We start from the raw sequence: 23,457 nt of genomic DNA on the forward strand, positions 1-23,457 counted from the left end.
GGACGGACCCGGCGCAAAGCCGCAGCCACGCCGCCGCGGGGCCATACACCCCCCCTTCCCCCTTGCTCCCAGCCCCCCTATGTCCCCCAGCGTCCCGACCGCTCTTCACCACCCTCGTTGGCGATTACCCGCGTCATTCACCAACTATAGGCGGGTTTAGGTAGCCATCGACAGCCGATCCCTACGCCGTCCCGGCGATCCCGATCAACCGACGTTTCCGCTTCAAGGCCGTGGTGATCGGGGATGCGCAACGGATCCAATACATCAGTCTTTATACCTACTGACAAAGTGACCGGCGCTGGCGCTTGTTGCACGAGGCCAAGTATCGGGCACCCACGATCCCGCGCGACCCCGCCGCCGACGCGCTCACCGGCCGGAATTATCTGTATGCCCCCGGGCTGGAGCGAGAGTTACAGTATCGATGCGCACTCGTTGAACGCTAACCTATTCGCTCGGGCCGCAACGCCTCAGTTAGATCCATTGGGCTTGCGCGTGACCAGGTCGGCGCCCCAGATCAGCAGCGCCGCACCCAGCACCGCCGTCACGACGCTACCGACGAGCCACACCGCGCATTGGCGGGTTCCCGGACGCGGCGTAATGCCAAATCATCCCTAATCAGCCGCCAAACCCGTCAGTACCAACATTGTTGTAGCGACTGTTATTGCCGTAACCATGATTGCCGGTATTGTTCCGACGATCGGCGTTTTGGTAATTCGCGCGACTGTTCTGCCGATGGCTATTGCTGTAGCCACTGCTGCCATTGCTATAATTGTTACCGTTGCTATAGCCGTTACTGTCGTTATAGTTGCCGCCGTCCGGAGCGATCATTCGCCCGATCAGACCGCCAGCCGCAGCGCCGCCCAGCGTGCCGACGGCACTCCCATTCGTCATGGCGGCGCCCGCTGCACCACCGAGGCCGGCCCCGGCCAAGGTGCTCCGATCTTGCGGTGACATACCGGCACAGCCGCCCAAACCGATGAATGCGACAAGGGCCGCAACGCCGTAACTGAAGCCATGTTCTGTATTCATTGCGCTCATTGAAAATGCCCTGGTGTTGAAGATGACAGGGGTGCTAAGAAGGTTAACACTTGCCTCCGGCGTAAAAGACCGCTGGATGGGTACCCCAAGGCGACGCCTATCCCTGGGGAGCGGCGGTACCGAGCCTGATTAGAGAAACCGAAAGCATAGGTTACCGAGACATTGAGCTACAGTCGGTACGCTGCCACACACAGAATCCAGGCCGTCATCTACCGCGTCCGCGTTCGCCTTCTCGGACAAGATCCGAACAAGCGCCACAGAATTCACTGGTATCGCAACGCCCACCGCAATGGGCCGCACGTCACGCCCTATGTTCGCTGGCGCACCGACCGGGCAGGTCATTTCTCCTATTATTCGCCACAGTGCAGCGAAGCGTCTATAAATTCCAGGAACCCGGCGAAGGCCGAGCGCCGAACCAGCGAACCCCGTTGCCAATTGAATCCCGATCGGTAGGCGACCATCCCACCGATCCAAACCCCGGAGAATGAAAAATGCCCTTGAAAAGCTCAATTATTGCGTCAACTGCGGCCATGATCATCGCTCTGCCCGGTGTGCTCTATGCACAGAACGTGATAGATCAGGGCGTGATCGAAGGGCGCGAGGCCAAGGCCACCGGTGAGACGGTTGCGCCGCCGCCCACCCCCGCCGAACAGTACATGCACATGAAGGTCGACGAAGCCACGGCCGCCGAGGCCAAGGCGCATGCCAACCCAACCGCAGCCAACTTGCAGGCCCGCAGCAAGGCCGAACAAGACGCCTCTGAAGCATTCGAGGCGGTGCAGGCAACAGACAAAACCGATCAGTTGCGGCGCTGATCCCGATCAGCCATCGGCTGGCGGGCCCCACCCATCGCAGTGCCCGAACCCATCGATTCCTCGCCAGCGGAAACACAAATGTTATTGGCAAACCAACACCATCCCGTTCTCGCCTTGGCAATCTCAATCGCGCTGGGTGCCATGCTCGCAAGCCCGGTCGTGGTGAACGCCGAGGATATGATCGGCCGCTATTGGAAGTCGGCGCCGACCACTACGGCCTGGGTCAACCCCTATGGCGAATGCTGGCAGGGGGCGGACGGTGAAAAGCTCGCACCCTGTGGCCAACCCGCCTTCGTACCCCATGCCCCGTTGGTCATGCGACTGCTGTTTGAACTGAACAGGTACAAACTCCAAGACATACGAAATCCCGAAGAACTGCGCAAGCTCGATGACCTGATGGCTGAGTTCAAGGCGACCCCGCGTGAAGAGGTGGTCAGCATCGTTGGACACACCGATAAGCTGGGCAGCCTGCAGCTCAACCAAACATTGAGCGAAAACCGTGCCGAGGCCATCACGGACTACATAATCTCCCGTGGGTATCCCGCTGCCGATATCCGCGAGGTGAAGGGCATGGCCTGGGAAGGCGGCAACGATGTCTCTCCCAACGGCACGCTCATCGACTTGGGGCCATTGGAGAACAATCCCCTGCGGCGACGCGTGGTGGTGACCGAACTGGGCCCGGACCAGCTCACGCAATTTAGCCAGTAGCCCCGCAGCAGAATCGAAGGCTAGGTGCGGTGCCGCACCGAGCCCGCCCGGATTGCTATGTAATATCGCTGGAAGCCATGGGATAATCCGCTCCCCGCGGCGACTATGGCTACATTAGCCAGGTTTCAATCTCACACCAGGATAACCCCATGAACAAAGAACAAGTCAAAGGTCGGGTCGAAGAAGCCAAGGGCAAAGTCAAGGAAGTCGCCGGTCACGTCGTCGGCAATAAGCGCATGGAAATCGAAGGCAATGTTCAAAAGAACGCCGGCAAGGTCGTAGCTGGCCTCGGCGACCTCAAATCGGATATTGAAAAAGACCGCTGACCCGACCGCGCGCGGAGAGCTACAGCGCACCGCATGAACAACATCCTCGCCCTGATACTGTTCATCGCCATTGGCGGCCTAGCCGGCTGCAACACCATGGCCGGCGCTGGCAGGGATATTCAAAGTAGCGGTCAAGCGGTCAGCCATGCGGCAACACACGTCCAGCGCAAGCTGTGAGCTCGCGCGATGAATCGGCGACGCACAATCCTTGCCACACGTCATGACCAGTAAGGCCGCTGCAATCGCGATATCTCCCCCTGTAGGGGCGCGCCGGAACTGACGCCAAGGTCACTCATTTTCCATTGGAGCATCTGTTATGAAATTCGACATCACCAAGAGCAACATCGGCAATACTGATCGCATGGTTCGTGCGGGTGTTGCGGTCCTGCTGCTCATCGGCGCCTTGCGCGGAAATAGCTGGGTGGCCGGGCTGATCGCGGCGATCCTGCTCGGTACCGCCTACTTGCGCTTCTGCCCGGCCTATGCGGCCATGGATTTCAGCACGGACAAGGACCCGGCTGAGGTCAAATAGCCCGCAGGGGCGTTAAAGGATCGGGCCATCAGGCCCGGTCGTTGCCCTTAGGCGGCGTTACCGATCATCGATGACTGGCTTGATTCAGACCCCGCGCGCGCCGCTCAACTGTCAGCCAGCGGGGTTCCACCCATAGCCCTCTCATCGGCGCCAAGGTTCGCATGACATGAGTACAACACCAAAAGTCTATCTCGTCGGTGGGGGTATCGGCTCGCTGGCCGCCGCCGCCTTCATGATCCGCGACGGTCATCTGCCTGGGGCCAACATTTTCATTCTGGAAGCAACGCCCATCCTGGGCGGCAGCCTGGACGGCTCAGGAGATCCGCAATCGGGGTATTCAATGCGCGGCGGCCGCATGGTGACTACCGACAATTACGAATGTACCTGGGACCTCTATAAGTCGATTCCCTCACTGCAACATGATGGTCAATCAGTCTTTGAGGAGATGATCGCCTTCAATGAAAAGCACCGCTCGAACGCGTTGGCGCGACTCATCGACCGGCAGCGGGCCAAGGTGCCAGTGACGTCCATGGGATTCTCGATGCAGGACCGCCTTGAGTTGCTGAAGCTCAGCCGGGCGGAGGAGGCGACCCTAGATTCCAGTTGTATCACCGACTGGCTCTCACCCGACTTTTTCAAGACCGCATTCTGGTATCTGTGGTCCACCACCTTTGCCTTCCAGCCCTGGCATAGCGCCATTGAGTTCAAGCGCTACCTGCTGCGCTTTATCCTCGAGTTCTCACGGATCGAGACACTCGCCGGGGTCAAGCGCACCATTTATAACCAACATGACTCACTCGTGCTGCCCCTACAGGCCTGGCTCAACGCCCAGGGCGTGCATTTGGTCCCGAGTTGCATCGTGACCGACGTCACTCATCGCACCGACAACGGCGACCTCATCATAACCGGCCTCACGTGCCTGCGGGATGGCGCACCGGAATCCATTTGCGTCAACGGCGGTGACCTCGTCTTCATCCAAAACGCCTCCATGACCGACGCCTCCAGCCTGGGCTCTATGACCAGCGCCCCCGCCAAGCTAACCAAGGCTGAGAGCTACGGGTGGCGGCTTTGGGAGACCTTGGCCGAAGGCCGGCCAAACTTCGGCAACCCGGCAGCCTTCAACGATTGTATCGCTCAATCCTGGTGGGAATCATTCACCGTCACCTTGAAGGACCCGGGCTTCTTCGACAAAATGTTCGACTTCAGCGGCAATGAGCCTGGCACCGGTGGGCTGGTGACATTCAAGGACTCCAACTGGCTGATGTCGATTGTCTTGGCCCATCAACCGCATTTCTTGAATCAGCCGGCCGACGTGCAGGTGTTCTGGGGCTATGCGCTGTTCCCGGATCGGGTCGGCAATTTTGTTCCGAAGGCCATGGCCGAGTGCAATGGGGCGGAAATCCTCAGCGAGCTTTGCGGGCACCTCCGGTTCGACCCGGAGATCCTCGCAACGGCCAATTGCATCCCTTGCAGAATGCCTTATCTCACCAGCATGTTCATGCCCCGCCAGAGTGGCGATCGCCCGCTGCCCGTCCCTCAGGGATCGAAAAATCTCGCGTTCATCAGCCAATTCGTCGAAATTCCAGACGATTGCGTTTTCACCGTCGAATACTCGGTGCGAGCCGCCCAGATGGCGGTCTATGAACTACTTGGCATCGATCGCGAGGTCCCGCCGGTGTCGCCCCATGCGGCGTCGCTAGCGACACGCTTCAGGGCCTTGCTGAAGGCATTCAAGTGATCCATGGCATCCCCATTCAGCAGGCCTGCGCAATCCATTAGAAGAGACATCCAATAGCGCCCGCATTATCGTATCAACCCGAGCCTCTCGCAACACCGCTCGGCGGTGTTACGCATTCTCCCAGCGCCGTGTCCGTCTCCTCGGCGAGGGCCGGGGGGCGGCTGGTCGGCGATGAATGGGTATCAACGGTACGCTGGGTTTCCCAACGGCATCTCAGTTGTTCGCCACCACGACCACGACTTCATCGACCTGGTCTGCACGTTTGGCGACGTCTTCCCTGAGCCGAGCCTCCGCTTCCAGGGCGTTAGCCTCAGCTTCCCGGGCTTGAGCCTCAGCTTCCCGGGCGTGATTCTCAGCAATCTCTGCGTCCTTTCTTGCCTCAAAGGTATCGGTCGACATGTTCTTCTCCAAAAATGGCAGCGGACCAGAAGGACCAACAGAATGGATTCCAGACTATTGGTCTTCTCCTCCAGGCTTGCCAGCAAAGGGCTTTACTTGGCCGGCGGTGCGGGTTCGGCTGGGACGCTTTCACCGGATTCGCCGGTCGCGCCCTTGTGGCCCTGAGCTCCAGATGCGCCTGTTGCACCTTGGTCGCCGGCAGCACCCTGCGGACCCGCGGGCCCAGGCACCGCCGAAGGAACAGTCACCACCGTGGGTGGCTTATCGCACCCGACCAAACCGAAGCCGAAGATCAGGGCGGCAATCAGTATCGATTGATTCATGGGTCATTCTCCAGATTTGAAAAGGTATAATCTCGGTGGCGCCGGTATGACCGGGACACCACGCGACTGATAAGGGGCGCATCTGCCCCAACGGCTTGCCCCTCGCCGTATTTCGCCTTCGTTTCCTGCGCGTGACGCCCAATGACGCACGAACAGGCGCGGCCCGGCAAGCTCGTGACGACAGGCCGGCGCAGGGCGAACCGGGCGATTACGCCGAATGCCCAGCCTGATTAATAGAGTAATGAGGTGGAACGGCACCGTCGGTACGTTGTGACACATAGCGCGGCGGCCCACCAGGGGCCGCCAGTTCGTTGGCTAATGGTATGTCCGGGGACATGGGAGATCCACCCAAAGATAAGGCGCCAGGTAGCCTCAGTATTGTTCAGGTCGCTTGTGATAGCTGGCGCCCTAATCCGGTCTTGGCTATGGCGGAGAGCCGCTGGACCGCCGGGATATCGATCCGGTACTTGGCCAGTTCCTCATCGCAGCGCTGGAGCGCCAAACGGTGCCTTTCATCCGGAATACGCTTGAACTGACACGCGACCTTGCGGCGCTCACGAATCAAGTCTCCGACCTGCCGAACCCGGCATTCCAAGGCCGCGGCCAGCGGGCTATACGACGAGCGACACCCCTGCTGAGTCATCCAGTCTGTGCTGATACTGCCCATAGCGAGGCTCCAATCGTCTCGGTTAGAATCTTACACGGCCATGCCGCGTTTCGCCGCGCTCGGCGGGCGCCCGTCATCAGCGATGCGGCCGCCGGCCAGCCGTACCACCACTACGTGCTCCCGGCGATCGTCGCTCAACGGGATCATGCCGTCGTCGCGCACGACACCATCCAGGGTAACCTCGGTTTCATCCTGATCCTCATGACCTTGCGTCACAGCGATGTCATAGGTGGTCTCGCGATAACGGTAGTGGAGCTTGAACCCATCCCAGTCGGCAGGCAGGCAAGGCGCGAACCTCAGGGTGTCACCAGTCAGACGCAGCCCTAAGATAGACTCGAGGATCAGCCGATACAGCCAGCCCGCCGAACCCGTATACCAAGTCCAGCCGCCGCGCCCGCTATGCGGCGCCACTGCATAGACGTCGGCCGCTACGACATAGGGCTCGACCTTGTAAGTGGCGATCTCCGCCGGGGTACGTCCATGATTGATCGGGTTGATCATTGAGAACAGCTCCCAGGTGCGGGCCTGATCGCCCAATCGCGCGAAGGCCATCGCCGCCCAGATCGCGGCATGGGTGTATTGCCCCCCATTCTCGCGCACACCGGGGACATAGCCCTTGATATAACCAGGGTCCAGCGCCGAGTGGTCGAATGGCGGAGTCAGGAGCTGAATCAACCCCAGATCGCGACGCACCAGGCGCGTGTCCAATGCGGCCATCCCCAGGCCTACACGCGCATCGTCCCCGGCCCCGGAAAGGACAGACCAACTCTGGGCGATGGAATCGATCTGGCATTCGGGATTGACCGCCGACCCCAAAGGGACGCCGTTGTCGAAATAGGCGCGCCGATACCAACCGCCATCCCAACCGTGTTGATCGAGATTGCGGCGCAACTGCTCGGCCTCCTGCCGACACCGCTCAACCAAGGCAAGATCACCCTTAAGGCTCGCCACCCCGCTAAAGCGCATCAATACCTCATAGAGGAAGAAGCCCAACCAGACACTCTCGCCCTGACCCTTCAGACCCACCAGGTTCATGCCGTCGTTCCAGTCGCCGGAGCCCATCAAAGGCAGACCATGGGCACCAAACCGCAGACCGTGCATGATGGCCCGCACGCCGTGCTGGTAGAGCGTTACGACATCCTCGGACTGGCCGGGAAGATCGTAATAGGAGTCGTCCTCCCCGCTGACCAGACGGCCTTCCAAGAAATGCACTGGCTCATCGAGCACAGCAATGTCTGCGCAGCCTTCCACATAGCGGCTGATCGCCAGCGGCAGCCACAGATAGTCGTCGGAGCAATGGGTGCGCACGCCGCGCCCGGTCGGCGGGTGCCACCAATGCTGCACGTCGCCCTCATGAAACTGACGGCCGGCACATCTCAGTAATTGTTCGCGCGCCAGCCGGGGCTCGGCATAGATGAGCGCCATCACATCCTGCAACTGATCGCGAAAGCCGAAGGCACCCCCCGACTGATAGAAACCACTGCGTGCCCACAATCGGCAAGCCAAAGTCTGATAGACGAGCCAGCCGTTGGCCATAAGGTCGAGCGACTGGTCAGGGGTCTCGACCTGGACCGCCCCCAAGGTGTGGGCCCAATACTGGCGCACCGCAGCGAGCGCGTCGCGGGCACCCGCGGCCCCTCGACAACAATGCTCAGTATTGCCCGGATCATTGGCGCTATGCTGCCCGGCTAGACCGAGCCGGAAAACCAGTTCGCGCCCTTCCCCGACGGCCAGTTCAAATCCCACCTGCAGTGCGGTACAGGGGTCCATGGCGGCCCCCACCCGTCCGGACAGCCCGCTGCGCAGCAGCGCGGCCGGCAGACTCAATGACCCGTTACGCCCGATGAATTCAGTGCGGTCACCGCTCAGGGTACTGGTCGCGTCGTCCACATCGAAAAAGGCCACGCGGCGACCGAACTCGGTGTTATACGCATTGCGCGCAAACACTGCACCGCTGCTCGGATCGATCTCGGTGATGACATAGGGAGCGGTCTTCGGGCGCAGGTCGCCCAACACCCACTCCACATAGCCGGTCGCGGACAGCCGGCGCGGCCGACCGGACAGGTTGCGCACCTTCAGGACCGAGAACTTGATCGGTCGTTCGAGTGCGACATAGACCCAAAGCTCCGAGTGGATACCCTCCTGGGTATGCTCAAAGACGCTATAGCCGAAACCATGGCGAATGACATAGGGGGTGGTACCGCGACACGGCAGCGGGGTGGGTGACCAATAGCGACCACTCTCCTCGTCGCGCAGATAAAGGGCCTCGCCGCTCTTATCGCTCACGGGGTCGTTATGCCAGGGGGTAAGGCGGAATTCGTGTGCGTTTTCGCCCCAAGTATAGGCCGCACCGCTCTCGGAGATGACGCTCCCGAAACCCGGATTTGCCAACACATTCACCCACGGGGCCGGGGTCGTCTCACCCGGCCCGATCGTAATGAAATATTCGCTACCGTCCGGGGCGAAGCCGCCGAGGCCGTTGTCGAATAGGAGTTTGCGAGGCACTTCGGGCGCGCCGTCCGCCGACCCGAACGGAATACGACGCGCCGGGATCGGCCGCAGACGCGGGGGCTGGCGTTCGAGGGGGTCGCGGCGGCCGAGTTGCTCCGCCAGGGTGCCGCGGCTGTCGTTGAAGATCGCCCGCGCCACCGTTTGAAACAGCATGCGGTCCTCGGCGGATATCTGATCGGCGGGTCGAATGAAGATGCCGCCGGGACGATCCAGTACGTGGGCCTCCACCCCGGCGGCAATCAGGCCCATGATCTGATCCTGGAGTTGTTGCCGATAGCCGGCATGATCCTCATTCCATATCACCAGATCGACGGTCACCCCCTTCAGGCGCCAATAGGCATGCGCCTGGACCAGTTGACGGACGAGGTCGATATTGGCCGGGTCGGCAATCTGCACCAACACCAACGGGACATCGCCGGAAACCGCATGGCTCCAAAGCCCGGATTGGCCGCGGCGGTTTTGGATCAGGACGCTCGCGTCGGCACGCAGCGCGGCATTGCTATAGAGAATGGCGCCGGCCAATTGGCCGTAGAGCTGCGCATCGGCGGCGCTGGCATTGAGCTGGCGCAGCACGACCTGGCTGTGGGTCCAGGCCAGATCGAAGCAGCGATCGGCCAGCCGTTGGTCCTGGTATTTTGCGACCAGCCCCAGCGCGGACTCACGCGTATCGGCGACGCCGGTGACCAGATCGAGGGCGGCGGTCTGATCGGGATCGAGGGTGAGGGTGTAGCGGATGGCGACGATCGGGTCCAGCACTGAACCCGCACTGTCCGTAAGTACGCCGTCGGCGCTCATGGCCGCGGGCGCGGCGACCGTGCGGCCACGGCCGATGAACCGCAGTCGGTCGGTTTCGTAGGTCACGGCCCCGCAAACGGCCCCGCGTGCCACCATCAGGTGGAACATCCAGGGCGAGGACTCGGCCTCTGAGCGTGGTCGGCGGGTACACAAAAGCGCGGGTTGCGGGCTCAGGCTCTGCGTCTGTACAAACAGGTTGCTGAAGGCCGGATGCAGGGCATCCGCCGCGGATGGAGCGAGCACGACCTCGGTATAGCTGGTGATCTCGATCACCCGCCGGTAGCGGGCGCGGTTAGTTATGTGGACGCGACGTAGTTCGATGTCGTCCTCGGGTGAGACCACGATCTCGGTATAGGACTCAATTTCGTGGTCGCGGCGGCGAAACTCGGCACGGCCCTCCGAGAAGATCGCCTCATAGTGCTCCGGCGGTTTGAGGGTCGGCTGATAGGTGGTCGACCAGAACTCACCGCTCGTCTGGTCGCGCAGATAACAGAAGGAGCCCCAACCGTCACAGGTGCTGTCCTCTCGCCAGCGCGTGACTGCCAGGTCCTTCCAACGGCTGTAGCCACCGCCCGCGTTGGTGACCATCACATGGTAGCGCCCGTTGGAGAGCAACTGCACCTGCGGCGCACGGGTGTTGGCACTGCCGATGACCCGCAGCGCGGCCTCCTGGTTGCTGTCGGTCGGTCGGAAGTCGCTGACCGCGTTGCTGGCATGTGAATAGAATGCCTGGGTCTTGGGGATGCGCTCCTGGAGCAAGAGCGCGGTGGCCTGGAACTGGGGCACCGACTCGAAGCGCCGCTGCATCGGGCGGTCCAACAGCAGATAGTCGAGCGCGAGCAGGCTCATGCCCTGGTGATGGGCCATGAAGGAACGTACCACGGCGCTCGCCTGCCCGCGCGGGAGTCGGGCCGGCGTATAGTCGATGGCCTCGTAAAGGCCAAAGCGCCCGGCGAAGCCGGCGGCGGCCAGCCGCTGTAGATTGGCGCACGCGGCCTCGGGTGAGACCATGAGGGCGAGCGCGCTGGCATAGGGCGCAATGACCAGATCGTCGGCCAGCCCGCGCTTGAGGCCCAGTCCGGGCACACCGAAGGCGCGGTACTGATAGTTGGACTGCGTGTCGACCGTGTTGTAGCCGGATTCGGAGACTCCCCAGGGCACCCCGCGCGCCCGCCCATAGGCGATTTGCCCGGCCACCGCCGCCCGATAGGTTTGGTCGAGTAGGGTGTTGTCATAGTTCGGCATCACCAGCAGCGGCATGAGGTACTCGAACATCGAGCCGCTCCATGACAGGAGCGTGGGCTCGCCAGCGGCCCTGGTCAGCAGGCGGCCCAGGGCAAACCAGGATTCCTGGGGCAGTTGGCCCTGGGCAATCGCCACGAATTGACCCAGGCGCGCCTCCGAGGCCAGCAGGTCGTAACAGCTCGTATCGCGCCGCCGCTCGGCGACGTGGTAGCCGAGCGCGAGCAGGTGCTGTGCCTCGTCATACAGAAAGTCACAGTCCATGTTGGCCAGTTCGCTGGCCTGTAACGCCAAGAGCTCCAGCGCCCTGATCCGCTCACGGGCGCGGCCGGCACCGGTCGCAAGCAACGGCTGCAAGGCCGCCGGAACGGCCGTTTGACCGGCGCTCGCCACCCACTGCCCGTCGCTGGCAGCCAAGTGACGCAAGGTCGGGATCGCGTTGAACTGGGGCAGGCTATCAGGCGCCGTCGGGTCCCCGAGCCAAGGGACGAGGAACAGCAACTCATCAAGGGCGGCGCGGCAATCCCGTGCCAAGGCGCGCGCCCAGCGATGAGCCGCGTCACCGAGGCCGACGGCCAGTCCGGTGACCCCGCTCTCGGCCTCGGCCGCCAACCGCTCCAGGCAGTCCCGAGCGGCCGGCAACGAGGTGGGAAGCGCCAGGGACTGGGCGTGCAGCGTCTCGGCAAACCGCATGAACGCCGCGGGCACGACGCCGTTGGTCGCCTCCAGCAGACAGCGAAAGCTGTCGCTGATCCCGGCAAGGGTACGCGCCCGCACGATGGGGTCATCGACCAGGGCGAGCAGACCCGGCTGTAAAGTCAGCAAGTGGCCCGCGAGGTTGCCGCTGTCCACCGATGAGATATAGACCGGTGGCAGTGGCTGCAGCGACTCGGTGTCATACCAGTTGAAGAAATGACCGCGGTAGCGCTCCAGACCGGCCATCGTGCGTAGTGCGTCGGTCGTGCGCTCGATCACGGCGCCGAGTGGCAGGTAACCGAAGTCGTAGGCGGCCAGGTTAGCGAGTAAAGACAGCCCCATGTTGGTCGGCGAGGTGCGATGCGCGACCACGGCCACGGGATGCTCCTGGTAGTTGTCCGGCGGCAGCCAGTGGTCCGCGGGTCCGACAAAGGTCTCGAAAAAATCCCAGGTCTGGCGGGCGAGCGTGCGCAGAAAACGCGTTTGGTCGGCGCTCAGTCGCGCCGCACGCCGCGTCAGGGGACGACTCAGCCACCAGGCAATCGCCGGCGAGGCGAACCACAGGAGCAGGATCGGCGCCGCCACCCACAGTGCGGGCGGGTTGAGCCCGGCCAGGGCGAGCGCAGTGAGCAGCGCTGCCGCAGGGGCGAACCCCATCTGCCGAGCGAAACCCATCAGCCCCGCCGAGCGCTGGTCGAGGTCGCCCGAGGCCGTCCATTCGAGCAGACCGCGGTGACTCACCCACATCCGCCAGAGGGTGCGCAGCACGGCCTCCAGACTGAACCAGGCTTCATACGGCAGGCAGGCGATGGCAAATACCGCCTGGGCCAACTGACGGCCCGCGGCGCGTACCGCCGCACCCAGGTGCAGTCCCCAGCCCACGTCGCCCGGTTTGCGGAGCCCGTTCAGTAGCGCGGTCAGCAGCGATGGAACCAACGAGATGCCGAGCACCGCCAAGGTCCAATAGCCGGGCGCGGCCAGCAGCACCCAGCCCAGCAGGTACAACAGGGTGAGGGCCACGGGCACCAGACTGCGCCGCAGGTTATCGGCCAGTTTCCAACGGGAGAGTGCCGAGAGCGCGTTGCGGCGCCACCCGCCGTCGGCGGCGGGGACACGCGGCAGCAGCCACCCGGCGATCTGCCAATCCCCGCGGATCCAGCGGTAGCGACGACTCACGTCCGCACGGTAGCAGGCGGGTGAATCCTCATACAACTGCACATCGGAGAGCAGACCGGAGCGCGCGTAGCACCCTTCCAGCAGGTCGTGGCTCAGGATGCGGTTTTCCGGGAAGCGCCCGGCGAGCGCCGTTTCGAAGGCCCTGACGTCGTAGATCCCCTTGCCGATGAACGAGCCCTCCTGAAACCAATCCTGATAGAGATCGGAGACGGCGTGCGTATAGGGGTCGAGGCCGGCATCGCTCCCGCACAGCCGCGCATAGCGCGAGCGGTTGGCGCCGGGCAGACTGACGGCAACCCGCGGTTGCAGAATGGCGTAGCCATCGACGACCAACCCGCGATCCAGGTCACGGCGCGGGCCGTTGAGTGGATGAGCCATGGCGCCGACCAGCGCCCGCGCGGTGTCGCGCGGGAGTTGGGTATCGGTGTCCAGGGTGATGACATAGCGCACCTCCAAAAGGGGCGTCGGATCGCCGACGACCAACGCGAAGCCATTCCCGGGCGTATCCGCCGCCGGTGCCGCGCCGCGCAGCAGGGCGTTCAGGTCGGCCAGTTTGCCGCGTTTGCGTTCATAACCCATCCAGACCCGCTCCTGCGGGTTCCATACCCGCGGGCGGTGAAACAGGAAGAAGGTATCGCCCCGCACGCGCGGATATCGCGCATTCAAGGCGGCGATCCGCTCCCCGGCCAACTGCACCAGGGCCGCATCACCCGGCAAGGTCTCGGTCTGGGCATCACGCAGATCGGTCAACAGGCCGAAGTGCAGTTGGTCGTCCCGATTGGCCAGGAACCGCACTTCCAGTGCCTCGACCAAGGACTCGATGCCCGCGGCGCTGCTGAGCATGGTCGGGGTCACCACCAGGGTGCGCGACTGCCCCGGAATGCCGGTGCTGAGATCCATCCGCGGCAGCAGTTGGGGCGAGGCGAGCAGGGTCCCCAACCAGTTCACCAGGGCCACGGCCAACTGACTCGTACCCAACAACGCAGCTATACCCAGGGGGATAAACAACCACGCGCTGGCGATCGATACCTGGGCCAGCAGGCTCGCGGCAAAGAGCGCCGACAGCAGGCCGATGGCACCCAGATACAAAAACAGCAGCGACCGACGCCCCCGCCGTTGCAGGGCATCCAAGATCCCCACGCGCGCTTTGACCCGGCGCTCCAGCAGCACCAGTCCCCGATCGATCAGGTAATAACCCACATGCCCGGTGCGCTCGGCGTCTTGCACGCCGGCCGCACCGGCTACGGCCAAGTCGATCGCGTGCTGCGCCACCTGCGTCTCCGCACCTTGGCAACCCTTGGCGATACGCTCCACCACGTGACGGTAACGATCCCGGGTGGCGAAATCCATCCGGCCGTAAACGCCGCCGGGGTCCAGGCGCAAGATGCGCTCCACCACACTCATGGTCTCCACGAACTCGCGCCAATCCATGGTCCCCAGAAAGCGGAGGCTGCCAATGCTATTGCTGATGGAGACCTGGTCGGCGGCCTGTTGATGGTTCTCCGCCTGCACCAGTTCCTCGGTCGTGAGACCGGTGTCGGCGAGGTTCTGCTCGATCCAGGTCAGCGGCAAGGCCAGGGCCGGGCTGCGACCTTGCAAGCGGCGGGCGAACTCGGCCACAAAGGCGCTCGACAGCGGGGGTTGTGCGCGCGCCATGTCCGCAATCACCAGGATCACATTCTTCGGATCGCGCTCGGCCATCGCCACCATCTGATCGGCCCAAGCGTCGGCCAGATTATGACCGGTGCGACTGCCGGCGATCCGGGCCGCCACCCGCCGGAGATTCTCGATGAGGGCGATGCGTAGCATGATGGGGATGGCCCACAGCTCGCCCAGCCGCAAGGGCGTTACGTCCTGATAGGCCGCGACAAAGCGGCTAAGGTTTTCCGGATCGACGCGCCCGTCGCCATGCGCGATGATCTCCAATGCGATGTCATAGACCCGCGGCAAGCCGGCGGAGGGGCCACTGCGCAGGCGCGGCAGTTCCCGACTGTAGCCCTTTGGCAGATGACGCTTGGCGGTGCGAATCTGTTCCTCGATGAGATAGAAATTGTCGAGTAGCCACTCACCCGCAGGGGCGATCCGACGGTTCTTGGCCACCGCCTCAATGAGCAGCGCGCAGACATCGACCAGCGTCAGCTCATTGGCGTTAAGTCGCCCAAGCAATTGATCCGACGCGCGGCGCGGGGTCAATACATGCACGGCGGCGAGCGCCCGGCCATGCTGCTCCATTTGTACGGCGCTGAACAGCTCGGCGCGCAATGGTGGCTCGTCCCCGACATAGGTCTTGGTCAGGCCGTTGCCAAGCAACCGCATCCTTATCTGAAGTAATGTTTCACGAATAGCCATAGAATCAAGAATCACTCACCAAGCGATCAATCCGCTCCGCAGCCCTTGAGGGCAATGGGGGTGAGCCAAGGCCTCGATCATCGGTCCGGGCACAACACCCAGCGCGTAAGCAAAGATTTGTTCTCTCAAGAAGACCCGAAGACTAAAGAAAAATCTTCGTGGCTTCGTGTCTCCGTGAGGGAATTTTCCAGGTCGCCGCTGGCCGAGAGCCATGATCGACGCCGGAGCCCACCAGGGTCCGCGGTGCGGACCAACGACCTCGCCGACAGCGGGGCGACCCCTAAGCTTTGTAATGCGAGTGGAAAGTCTGCACCGAATCCTTCAATGCCGCCCAGGCCTTTTCGGCCTCTACCTTGACTTGTTCCCAAGTCGATTCGCTGGCCTCCTTCATTTCCTCCAGCTTTTTCTCGCCTTCATCGCGCTTGACCCGCAACGCGGCAAGCTGCTGCGCATACTTCTCCTTGGCATCCTCACGGATGTCATCCGCCTTCGCCTCCAAGGAGTCGATCTCCGCGCTCCAGACATCGAGCTGGTGCTTCATGCTGGCAACGTATTCGTCTTTGGTCGACATTTTGGGTGATCCTCGTGGTGGCTGGGTAAGCCCGGCACAGTGCCGGAGTTCGGGGTCTGGCTCAGTTCTCGAGCGAACCTGGCATCAGATAGAACGTACTCTACAATGTAATCTGCGGTCGGTCTGTTCGCTGGCGCACTGCGGTGGTGCGGTTCTCGGGGTCTTACTGATCTTGAGCGGCAGACGGCTGGCACGACAGAGACCAGGACACTTATCGACCAACGCTGAGGCGGCGCCCCTGGTGTCGTTGGAAAAAGGAAGACTGCCGGCAGGCACGCCCAAACCGCCAGCAAGGATCGTGGCCATCGCGCTGGCCCTGAATGCATTCATCTAGCCGGCTCCCGCTATTGCCGTTGTGCTATGGGCCAGCCGACGAGTCGCGCGGGACCCGGCTTCGTTTAACCCTGCCTCACACTGAGGTTCGGACGCCGCCCGCACCGCGGGCAGGTTTGGAATTACCCGTTCTTCAGGAGGCTGCGCAAGTCAGTCACTGCCGCATTCACCCGCGAGATATAGGAAGCCATCACGAGCGAGTGATTGGCCATGGGGCCAAACCCGGTCCCATTAAGGATCAGCGGACTCCAGATGGTGTTCTGGGTATTCTGCAACTCGCGCACGATCTGCTGCAGGGACACCACGGCATTCTTGTCCTTGAGTACCGGCTGGAAATCGATCTCCATCGCCTGCAGGGCATGCAGTAAAGCCCAGGTATAGCCGCGGGCCTCAAAAAACACATCGTCGATCTTAGACCAGGGCGTCTTGGTCTCCGACAGGCTGTCGACCGGGGTCGATTGACGGGCATTGGGATCGCCAGCCAGGTCCGTATTGAGGCGCGCCTGACCCACCGCAAACGACAACCGTTGCGCCAAGCTGCCGAGCCGCTTTTCCACGACCTCCATATAGGCCGTCAGATTATCCGCCCGCGCGAAGAATTGGCCGTCCTGAGCCTTCTCGTCGGTCAGCCGGTTGAAATAGCGGCGCAGCGCCGTCACGGCCAAGCGATACTCCGACTCGGTGGATGGGAAGATCCAGGAGTCCGATTGGTAGTTGGTTAGGGGTTGTGCGATCTCGAGGTCCGGGTCCTCCACCGATTGCGACTGGGCGCGGCTGAAATCATTGCGCAGGGCGTTGTTCAGGTCGCGCCAAGCCGTCAGGGCGCCGAACTCCCAGTTGGGGATATTGTCCAGATAGACACCGGGCGGGGCGATGTCGTTGCTCATATAGCCGCCCGGCTTATCGAGTATGACCTCGCCGATACCGATCGCAGCGGCCGCAGTGGCCGTACCCGGGACCAGCTTGGTCTGATCGTACTTGGCTAGCCCCATGGCGATGTCATGGACGCTGAAGGTGCCTGGTGAGCGTGACCAGTAAATGCCCAGGATCACAACGATCACCAGATAGGTGATCAGGAACAAGCCAGTGGTCCACCACAGCCCCTTTTCTCTCCAGGTACGGGGATGGTAATAACTGGCGACCCGAGTGACACGCCCGGTCAGGCCCGGCCGTCTCGGCGCCGTGAGTTTGGGAAGACTAAGATCGTTCATGGCGTTCTCCACTCTCCCGCCAGGCGGCAGGAGAGCGATTGGGTCCCCGCCACCGCGGGGACTAGCGATTCTTTGGCAGCAGCAGCAGGAGCACGCCCGCTGCTAATACCACCACACCGGCCCACACCGGGATGTTGACCGTCTGTTGATCTTTGACGGTTAATTCCAGCGGACCGAACTGGGCCTGCTGGGTCTCTTTGGTATAGCTGAAGCTGCCATACGCCAGGGCCAGACCGCCGGCAATGATTAGCGCGACCGCCAACAATTTCATCGTGTTCATTCGGTGACTTCCCAGGGCTCAGGTATTACTGATAAAATCCGTTAGTTTATCCGCAGTGGCGCTAATGAACCTAAGAGCCCGAAGACGGACAGGAGCCACAGGATCACGAGGATAACCACGACCACATTCAGGATCGCTTTGATCTTCCCATCCATGGGGATGTAGTTATTGATCAGCCAGAGCCCGACGCCCACGATGACGAGGGTGATAATCAATGAAACTAATGGCATTTGTATAACTCCGAGCGGTTGCCTTGTGGACAGTGACACCCTGGGATGCCCCGGGGGAGAGTGCGCCGACGGGCTTGCTGGGCAAGGAGGTCTTAGCAATGATCGGCAAGATGCGCGCTCCGCCATTGTTCGGTCTGTACGCCATCCCACAGAGAATGGCCAGCGGCCACCCGGTCACTGCCGGGCGCGAGAAATTCACAGCGTACGGAGATTGGTCTGTGCGCTATCGCACATAGCATGGCCCGCCAAGCAATGGGTGAGTAAAGTCCGGACCCACGACCAAGCCGCAGGTCGCTCGCATGGCTTAAGCGATGGCTCGGTAAAAAGAAAGCAATCTGATTGAGGACCCTATGGGCGTAACAATCCCAGGCTAGCGTCGTTATACCCCGGGGAGACTTGACAATTTTCTGGCTTAGGGTTGAAATCCACTGTTAAGTTGTCCCTACACTCCAACGCGCAGAGATTGCCCCGCAGCCATGGCCACCAGCGTACCTAACCCGCGCGAGAACCGCCTACTCGCCGTTCTGCCTGATGCCGTTTTCGAGCGACTGACGCCCCACCTGGAACTGGTGCCGCTCCCACTTGGCCAGGCCTTGTACGAGTCTGGAGGACAACTGAAGCACGTCTACTTCCCCGCCGACGCGATCGTCTCCCTGCTGTATGTCATGGAAAACGGCGCCTCCGCGGAGATCGCCGTCGTCGGCAAGGAGGGCATCGTGGGTATCGCCCTCTTTCTGGGCGGCGAGACGATGCCAAACCGGGCCGTGGTGCAGAGCGCGGGGCATGCCTATCGACTGAAAGGGCGTACCTTCAAGCAGGAGGTCAACCATTCCGCGGCCTTGCAGCACCTGTTGCTGCGCTATACCTCGGCCCTGTTGACCCAAATGGCACAGACCGCCGTGTGTAATCGACACCATTCGGTGGATCAGCAACTCTGCCGCTGGCTGCTGCTCAGTCTCGATCGGTTGCCCAAGAATGAGGTCAGCATGACCCAGGAACTGATCGCCAACATGCTGGGCGTGCGGCGTGAGGGTGTGACTGAGGCCGCCGGCAAGTTGCAGGAGGCCGGATTGATCAAATACAGCCGGGGCCATATCACCGTGCTTGACCGCCCGGGCATGGAGGCGCGGGTGTGTGAATGCTACGAGGTGGTCAGGAAGGAGTTTCTCCGCCTGCTGCCGAATGAGCTCGCGGTCTGAGTCGACGACGCCCCGGTCAAGCGACCCATAAAAAAACCGGCCCGCGGGAAACCCGCGGGCCGGTCGTCCTTTAAGCCTCCGTCGGGGGGGATGAGGCTTATTGGATGGGTGTCATCCATTGCTTCCGTCCGCACTCGCCCATACCCATACCCGCAGGTGCAGCGGCAGCGTTCGATGCCGATTGGGGCTTGGGGCTTGGGGCTTGGGGCTTGGGCCTTGGGCCTTGGGCCTTGGGCCTTGGGGCGTCGTTCAACGCCCCGCGGCGGCGGATTCCCTGGGGGCGAAGGATCGGCGCCCGCTTGGGGCCGACCCCACACCGGACTACTGGTATTGCTTGAGCTGATCCGGACCCAGTTCGGTCACGACCACGCGGCGACGCAGGGGGTTGTTCTCCAAGGGACCCAGGTCGATGATCGAACCGTCGGCGGCGACATCGTTGCCGCCTTCCCAGGCCATGCCCTTCACCTCGCGGATATCGGCGGCGGGATAACCATGGTCGATCATGTAGTTCTTGATGGTCTCGGCACGATTCTCGCTCAACGTCTGGTTGAGCTGCAGGCTGCCGAGCTTGTCGGTGTGGCCGACGATGCTGACCACCTCCTCACGCGGGGTCGACTGGAATTCCGCGATCAGGGCGTCGAGCTTGCGCAGCTCTTCGGGGTTGCGGATATCCTGGAGCTGATACCTGTTGATTTCAAAAAGCAGGCGCATGACCAGCGGGGCATGGGGAACGAAGGTGGGTTCGCCGCACGGAGCCAGTTTTTCACCATCCTGCCCCTGCCAGCACTCGCCGTAGGGGTTGACCCAGGCGGTCGTGGTCGGAGCGGCTTTCCAGTACAGGCCGATCGAGTCCTCAGCGCTGACGGGGGCTGCGAGCACCGCGGCCATCGCCAGGGAGGCGGTCAGGGCGGCGACGCGGAATGTCTTGTGGTCTTTGCGCATCTTGTGTTTCCTGTTGCGATTGGTTGAGTGAGGTTGGTCGAGAAAGCGCCTAGGCAGTCTCACCATGTCAGGAAAAAACAACACCTAGGGTCTGAGCCAGCGCCGCGCTGCCGGGTTTGCCATGCCCCCGCGAACGACGACGGTGCCTAGAGACCGGACGAGGCATACTGACTGAACAATCGGACGCAGAGATTTTAGCCTACAACGCGAACCCCAGTGCAACTTTTTTTCCTCTGAGCAACATATTTGCAACGATCAGTGGTTGAACGGCGCTTGGCGGCCCGCCAACCACGCCGCATACGGTAGCGTCCCGGGCCGGACGGCGGCATCGACTGTTGCCAAAACGAGACATCGCACCCGAACCCCAGCGCCCCTTGGCGGGACGGGCCACCCACCCGGAACCTCTACGCAAGCCTTATAATCATGGCCGTTTTGACGACCGGGGTTCGCGTCGACCCGGGAAGCGGCAATCAACAGGGGTGCCATGAAGATTCTCATCTACCGCGGTCTCGATATCGCGGCCATTCCCGGTTTCGACAAGCTCGCGGGATATCTGCGCGCCGGCGATTTCCGTTCGGCGGAGGTCAAGAAGATCGGCGACAACCTCTACCGGGCACGCCTGGACCGCAGTAACCGACTGCTGTTCGCCCTATACCGACACGCCGGGGAGCGCTGTGTCCTGGCCCTGGAGCTCATCCACCAACACGCCTACGAGCAGTCCCGCTTTCTCGCCCGCGGCGTCACGATCGACGAGGACCGCATCCCGGCGATCGGCGCCGAGGCGGCAGAGACCGCACCCGAGCTGCCCTATCTCAACCCGGCTCTGCACCGCTTCCACCTGTTGGACAAGGTGTTGTCCTTCGATGACGACCAGGAGGCGATCTATCGCCTGCCCCCGCCGCTCGTGATCATCGGCTCGGCCGGCAGCGGCAAGACCGCCCTGACCCTGGAGAAGATGAAGGACGCCCGGGGCGACTGTCTCTACGTGACCCGCTCGCCTTTTCTCGCCCAGAACGCCCGCGACCTCTACTACGCCCAGGGCTACGAGAACGAGGACCAAGAGGTGGAGTTCCTCTCCTTCCGGGAGTACCTGGAGAGTATCCAGGTCCCCCCGGGCCGCGAGATGACCCCACGGGTCTTCGCTGGCTGGGCGGCCCGCCAGCGGCTCCCGAAGGAACTGAAAGACAGCCACCGGCTCTTCGAGGAGGTCCAGGGGGCCATCACCGGCACCGCCGAGGACCGGCCCTATCTCGATCGGGAGACCTATCTCGCGCTGGGGGTCCGCCAGTCCATCTACCCACCCGAACTGCGCGGGGCGGTCTATGACCTGTTCGAGCGCTATTTGCAATTCCTCACCGATGAGGGCTGGTTTGACGCCAACATCCTGAGCCATGCCTGGCTGGCGCGCGTCGCCCCCCGCTACGATTTTGTGGTGGTGGACGAGGTGCAGGACCTGACCAACGTCCAATTGCTCTTGATCCTCAAGGCACTACGCGACCCGCGCGGGTTCCTGCTGTGCGGCGACTCCAACCAGATCGTCCACCCCAATTTTTTCTCCTGGTCCAAGGTCAAAACACTCTTCTGGAACCAGCAGGGGGACGCCAGCCCCACCGAGCTGATCCGGATACTGAACACCAATTTCCGCAACTCGCCGCAGGTCACCGAGGTCGCCAACCGGCTGCTGCATATCAAGCACGCCCGTTTCGGCTCGGTGGACCGGGAGAGCAACTATCTGGTGGTGAGCCGCGGCCCCAGCGCCGGCCGGGTCGGGCTGCTGGCCGATACCGAGGCGGTCAAGCGGGATCTCGACCGGCGCACCGCCGCCTCCGCCCGCTTCGCCATCCTGGTCCTGCACGACGAGCAGAAGGCCGAGGTGCGCCGCTTCTTCCGCACCCCGCTGGTCTTCTCCATCCACGAGGCCAAGGGGCTGGAGTACGAGAACGTCCTGCTCTATGGCTTCGTCAGTGGCGAGGAAAAGCGCTTCCGGGACATCGCAGCAGACCTCACCGAGGCGGACCTGCAGGGTGAGCTGCGCTACGCCCGCGGCCGGGACAAGGGCGACAAGTCGCTCGAGGTCTACAAGTTCTACATCAACGCACTCTACGTGGCGGTGACCCGGGCGGTGCGTAACCTCTATTTGATCGAACCACGCCCGACCCAACCCCTGCTCACGCTACTCGGACTGACTGAGGTCCATCAGGGCGTCGCCGACGTGGAGGAACAGCGCTCCAGCCTGGAGGAATGGCGGCGCGAGGCCCATCGGCTGGAGCTCCAGGGCAAGGACGAGCAGGCGGCCGAGATCCGCGAGCAGATCCTGAAGCAGCAGCAGGTCCCCTGGACCGTGCTGCGCGCCGACGCACTCACCGCACTGCGCGAGGCGGCCCTGGTGAAGGGGGACAAGAAGGCACGCATCGGACTCATGGAATACGCCCTGGTCTATCGCGACCAGCCGCTGCTCAATGCGCTCAATCGCGCCGGGCTCCAGGCCGCCCGCCACCCGGACAAGGCCTGGCCACTGCTGGAGAAGAAGCACTATCTGCTCTATGGGCTGAAAAACCCGGGCGGGGTGTTGCGCGAGGTCGACAAATACGGGGCGGACTTCCGCAACTGCTTCGGCCAGACGCCGCTGATGATCGCCAGCCGCATGGGTCATGCCGATCTCATCCATCATTTGCTGGAGCGCGACGCCGACCTGAGTCTGGTGGATGGTAACGGACTCAACGCCTTCCAGATCGCTCTGGACCGCGCCTGCGCGGACGAGCGTTTTGCCCGTACCCGCCTGCCGGCGGTCTTCGAGCGCCTCGCCCCGGCCAGCATCGACATCCAGGTCGATGGCCGCCTGGTGAAGCTCGACCGGCGCTGGATGGAATACCTGATGTTGAGCGTTGCCCTGGTGCTCTTCTATCAACGGCTCGGCGAGAACTGGGTCTCACACGGGCAACTGCTCACCGCGGTCGATTTCGCCACGGTGCTGGAGCACTTCCCGGAATCGGTGGTTCCGGCACGCCGTAAGAAGCGCAACTATGTCTCATCCATCCTCTCCAAGAATGAACTCAACCGCGACGGCCCCTATAATCGCAAGCTCTTTCTGCGGATACGTCGCGGCCAATACCTGATCAACCCCAGCCTGGCGCTGCGAGTCGAAGGCGAATGGCGCGCCATCTATGACATCCTGATCCCCGAGCGCCTCGGCGTCACCCTCCGGGAATCGCAGCCATGGATGGGACCGAAGTGGGACCCCAACGCCTACCAGGAGCGGGCCATGGAACAGTTGCGTGCCATGATCGTGGGACTTGGCCGAGGTGAGGGCACGCCCGCGGAACTCTTCTAACCGACAAAGAGCTATTTGTCCGCAAATGAACGCAAATGAACGCAA

Annotated in this window: 17 protein-coding genes; 8 read left to right on the forward strand and 9 right to left on the reverse strand. The window is 62.6% G+C overall.

Features of this window, described 5'->3' with window-relative positions; translation table 11 throughout:
- Nucleotides 1–615: 615 nt before the first annotated feature.
- A complete protein-coding gene (locus QZX93_RS22435) occupies nt 616–1,029 on the reverse strand; it encodes a glycine zipper 2TM domain-containing protein (protein ID WP_295385906.1) in 414 nt (137 codons plus the stop codon).
- 500 nt (nt 1,030–1,529) lie between these two features.
- Here QZX93_RS22435 and QZX93_RS22440 point away from each other — a divergent pair, with 500 nt between their 5' ends.
- From QZX93_RS22440 to QZX93_RS22465, 6 genes are all read left to right on the forward strand, one after another.
- A complete protein-coding gene (locus tag QZX93_RS22440; RefSeq protein ID WP_295385908.1) occupies nt 1,530–1,853 on the forward strand; it encodes a hypothetical protein in 324 nt (107 codons plus the stop codon).
- Between the two features lie 39 nt (nt 1,854–1,892).
- The gene (locus QZX93_RS22445; protein ID WP_295385910.1) at nt 1,893–2,561 is read left to right on the forward strand and encodes an OmpA family protein; all 669 of its coding nucleotides are present in this window, start codon (nt 1,893–1,895) and stop codon (nt 2,559–2,561) included.
- A gap of 149 nt (nt 2,562–2,710) precedes the next feature.
- Nucleotides 2,711–2,887, forward strand: a complete 177-nt coding sequence (locus tag QZX93_RS22450) for a CsbD family protein (protein ID WP_295385912.1) — start codon at nt 2,711–2,713, stop codon at nt 2,885–2,887.
- A gap of 33 nt (nt 2,888–2,920) precedes the next feature.
- Nucleotides 2,921–3,064 (forward strand): entericidin A/B family lipoprotein, encoded by a 144-nt coding sequence (locus QZX93_RS22455; protein ID WP_295385915.1) that lies wholly within the window; start codon nt 2,921–2,923, stop codon nt 3,062–3,064.
- Between the two features lie 139 nt (nt 3,065–3,203).
- Nucleotides 3,204–3,419, forward strand: coding sequence for a DUF2892 domain-containing protein (locus QZX93_RS22460; RefSeq protein ID WP_295385917.1), 216 nt, complete (start codon nt 3,204–3,206; stop codon nt 3,417–3,419).
- Between the two features lie 166 nt (nt 3,420–3,585).
- Nucleotides 3,586–5,157 carry an oleate hydratase gene (locus QZX93_RS22465; protein ID WP_295385919.1) on the forward strand — a complete coding sequence of 524 codons (1,572 nt, stop codon included), beginning with the start codon at nt 3,586–3,588 and terminating at the stop codon, nt 5,155–5,157.
- 213 nt (nt 5,158–5,370) lie between these two features.
- Here QZX93_RS22465 and QZX93_RS22470 read toward each other — a convergent pair whose 3' ends face one another.
- The 7 genes from QZX93_RS22470 to QZX93_RS22500 form a co-directional block, all read right to left on the reverse strand.
- A complete protein-coding gene (locus QZX93_RS22470; protein ID WP_295385921.1) occupies nt 5,371–5,556 on the reverse strand; it encodes a hypothetical protein in 186 nt (61 codons plus the stop codon).
- A 705-nt stretch (nt 5,557–6,261) separates the two neighbouring features.
- The gene (locus QZX93_RS22475; RefSeq protein ID WP_295385923.1) at nt 6,262–6,546 is read right to left on the reverse strand and encodes a hypothetical protein; all 285 of its coding nucleotides are present in this window, start codon (nt 6,544–6,546) and stop codon (nt 6,262–6,264) included.
- A 30-nt stretch (nt 6,547–6,576) separates the two neighbouring features.
- A complete protein-coding gene (locus tag QZX93_RS22480; RefSeq protein WP_295385925.1) occupies nt 6,577–15,315 on the reverse strand; it encodes a glycoside hydrolase family 94 protein in 8,739 nt (2,912 codons plus the stop codon).
- Nucleotides 15,316–15,595: 280 nt separating this feature from the next.
- On the reverse strand, nt 15,596–15,886 hold the full coding sequence (locus QZX93_RS22485) for a hypothetical protein (RefSeq protein ID WP_295385927.1): 291 nt from the start codon (nt 15,884–15,886) through the stop codon (nt 15,596–15,598).
- A gap of 455 nt (nt 15,887–16,341) precedes the next feature.
- Nucleotides 16,342–17,430, reverse strand: coding sequence for a DUF2333 family protein (locus tag QZX93_RS22490; RefSeq protein ID WP_295385930.1), 1,089 nt, complete (start codon nt 17,428–17,430; stop codon nt 16,342–16,344).
- A 61-nt stretch (nt 17,431–17,491) separates the two neighbouring features.
- A complete protein-coding gene (locus QZX93_RS22495) occupies nt 17,492–17,710 on the reverse strand; it encodes a hypothetical protein (protein WP_295385933.1) in 219 nt (72 codons plus the stop codon).
- A gap of 41 nt (nt 17,711–17,751) precedes the next feature.
- Nucleotides 17,752–17,940, reverse strand: coding sequence for a Thivi_2564 family membrane protein (locus tag QZX93_RS22500; RefSeq protein WP_295385936.1), 189 nt, complete (start codon nt 17,938–17,940; stop codon nt 17,752–17,754).
- Between the two features lie 476 nt (nt 17,941–18,416).
- Between QZX93_RS22500 and QZX93_RS22505 the strand changes: the two genes are divergently transcribed.
- On the forward strand, nt 18,417–19,139 hold the full coding sequence (locus QZX93_RS22505; RefSeq protein WP_295385939.1) for a Crp/Fnr family transcriptional regulator: 723 nt from the start codon (nt 18,417–18,419) through the stop codon (nt 19,137–19,139).
- A gap of 321 nt (nt 19,140–19,460) precedes the next feature.
- Here QZX93_RS22505 and QZX93_RS22510 read toward each other — a convergent pair whose 3' ends face one another.
- Nucleotides 19,461–20,081 (reverse strand): OmpA family protein, encoded by a 621-nt coding sequence (locus QZX93_RS22510; protein WP_295385942.1) that lies wholly within the window; start codon nt 20,079–20,081, stop codon nt 19,461–19,463.
- Nucleotides 20,082–20,565: 484 nt separating this feature from the next.
- Between QZX93_RS22510 and QZX93_RS22515 the strand changes: the two genes are divergently transcribed.
- Complete coding sequence (locus QZX93_RS22515) at nt 20,566–23,412, forward strand: hypothetical protein (RefSeq protein ID WP_295385945.1); 2,847 nt, start codon at nt 20,566–20,568, stop codon at nt 23,410–23,412.
- Nucleotides 23,413–23,457: the final 45 nt, after the last annotated feature.

The organism is uncultured Thiodictyon sp., from assembly GCF_903946935.1.
GTDB lineage: Bacteria > Pseudomonadota > Gammaproteobacteria > Chromatiales > Chromatiaceae > Thiodictyon.

What these genes read in the sequence shown, in the direction of transcription:
- QZX93_RS22435 (WP_295385906.1), bottom strand. Translation starts at nt 1,029, where the DNA reads ATGAATACAGAACATGGCTTCAGTTACGGCGTTGCGGCCCTTGTCGCA.
- QZX93_RS22440 (WP_295385908.1), top strand. Translation starts at nt 1,530, where the DNA reads ATGCCCTTGAAAAGCTCAATTATTGCGTCAACTGCGGCCATGATCATC.
- QZX93_RS22450 (WP_295385912.1), top strand. Translation starts at nt 2,711, where the DNA reads ATGAACAAAGAACAAGTCAAAGGTCGGGTCGAAGAAGCCAAGGGCAAA.
- QZX93_RS22455 (WP_295385915.1), top strand. Translation starts at nt 2,921, where the DNA reads ATGAACAACATCCTCGCCCTGATACTGTTCATCGCCATTGGCGGCCTA.
- QZX93_RS22460 (WP_295385917.1), top strand. Translation starts at nt 3,204, where the DNA reads ATGAAATTCGACATCACCAAGAGCAACATCGGCAATACTGATCGCATG.
- QZX93_RS22465 (WP_295385919.1), top strand. Translation starts at nt 3,586, where the DNA reads ATGAGTACAACACCAAAAGTCTATCTCGTCGGTGGGGGTATCGGCTCG.
- QZX93_RS22470 (WP_295385921.1), bottom strand. Translation starts at nt 5,556, where the DNA reads ATGTCGACCGATACCTTTGAGGCAAGAAAGGACGCAGAGATTGCTGAG.
- QZX93_RS22475 (WP_295385923.1), bottom strand. Translation starts at nt 6,546, where the DNA reads ATGGGCAGTATCAGCACAGACTGGATGACTCAGCAGGGGTGTCGCTCG.
- QZX93_RS22480 (WP_295385925.1), bottom strand. Translation starts at nt 15,315, where the DNA reads ATGGCTATTCGTGAAACATTACTTCAGATAAGGATGCGGTTGCTTGGC.
- QZX93_RS22485 (WP_295385927.1), bottom strand. Translation starts at nt 15,886, where the DNA reads ATGTCGACCAAAGACGAATACGTTGCCAGCATGAAGCACCAGCTCGAT.
- QZX93_RS22490 (WP_295385930.1), bottom strand. Translation starts at nt 17,430, where the DNA reads ATGAACGATCTTAGTCTTCCCAAACTCACGGCGCCGAGACGGCCGGGC.
- QZX93_RS22495 (WP_295385933.1), bottom strand. Translation starts at nt 17,710, where the DNA reads ATGAACACGATGAAATTGTTGGCGGTCGCGCTAATCATTGCCGGCGGT.
- QZX93_RS22500 (WP_295385936.1), bottom strand. Translation starts at nt 17,940, where the DNA reads ATGCCATTAGTTTCATTGATTATCACCCTCGTCATCGTGGGCGTCGGG.
- QZX93_RS22505 (WP_295385939.1), top strand. Translation starts at nt 18,417, where the DNA reads ATGGCCACCAGCGTACCTAACCCGCGCGAGAACCGCCTACTCGCCGTT.
- QZX93_RS22510 (WP_295385942.1), bottom strand. Translation starts at nt 20,081, where the DNA reads ATGCGCAAAGACCACAAGACATTCCGCGTCGCCGCCCTGACCGCCTCC.
- QZX93_RS22515 (WP_295385945.1), top strand. Translation starts at nt 20,566, where the DNA reads ATGAAGATTCTCATCTACCGCGGTCTCGATATCGCGGCCATTCCCGGT.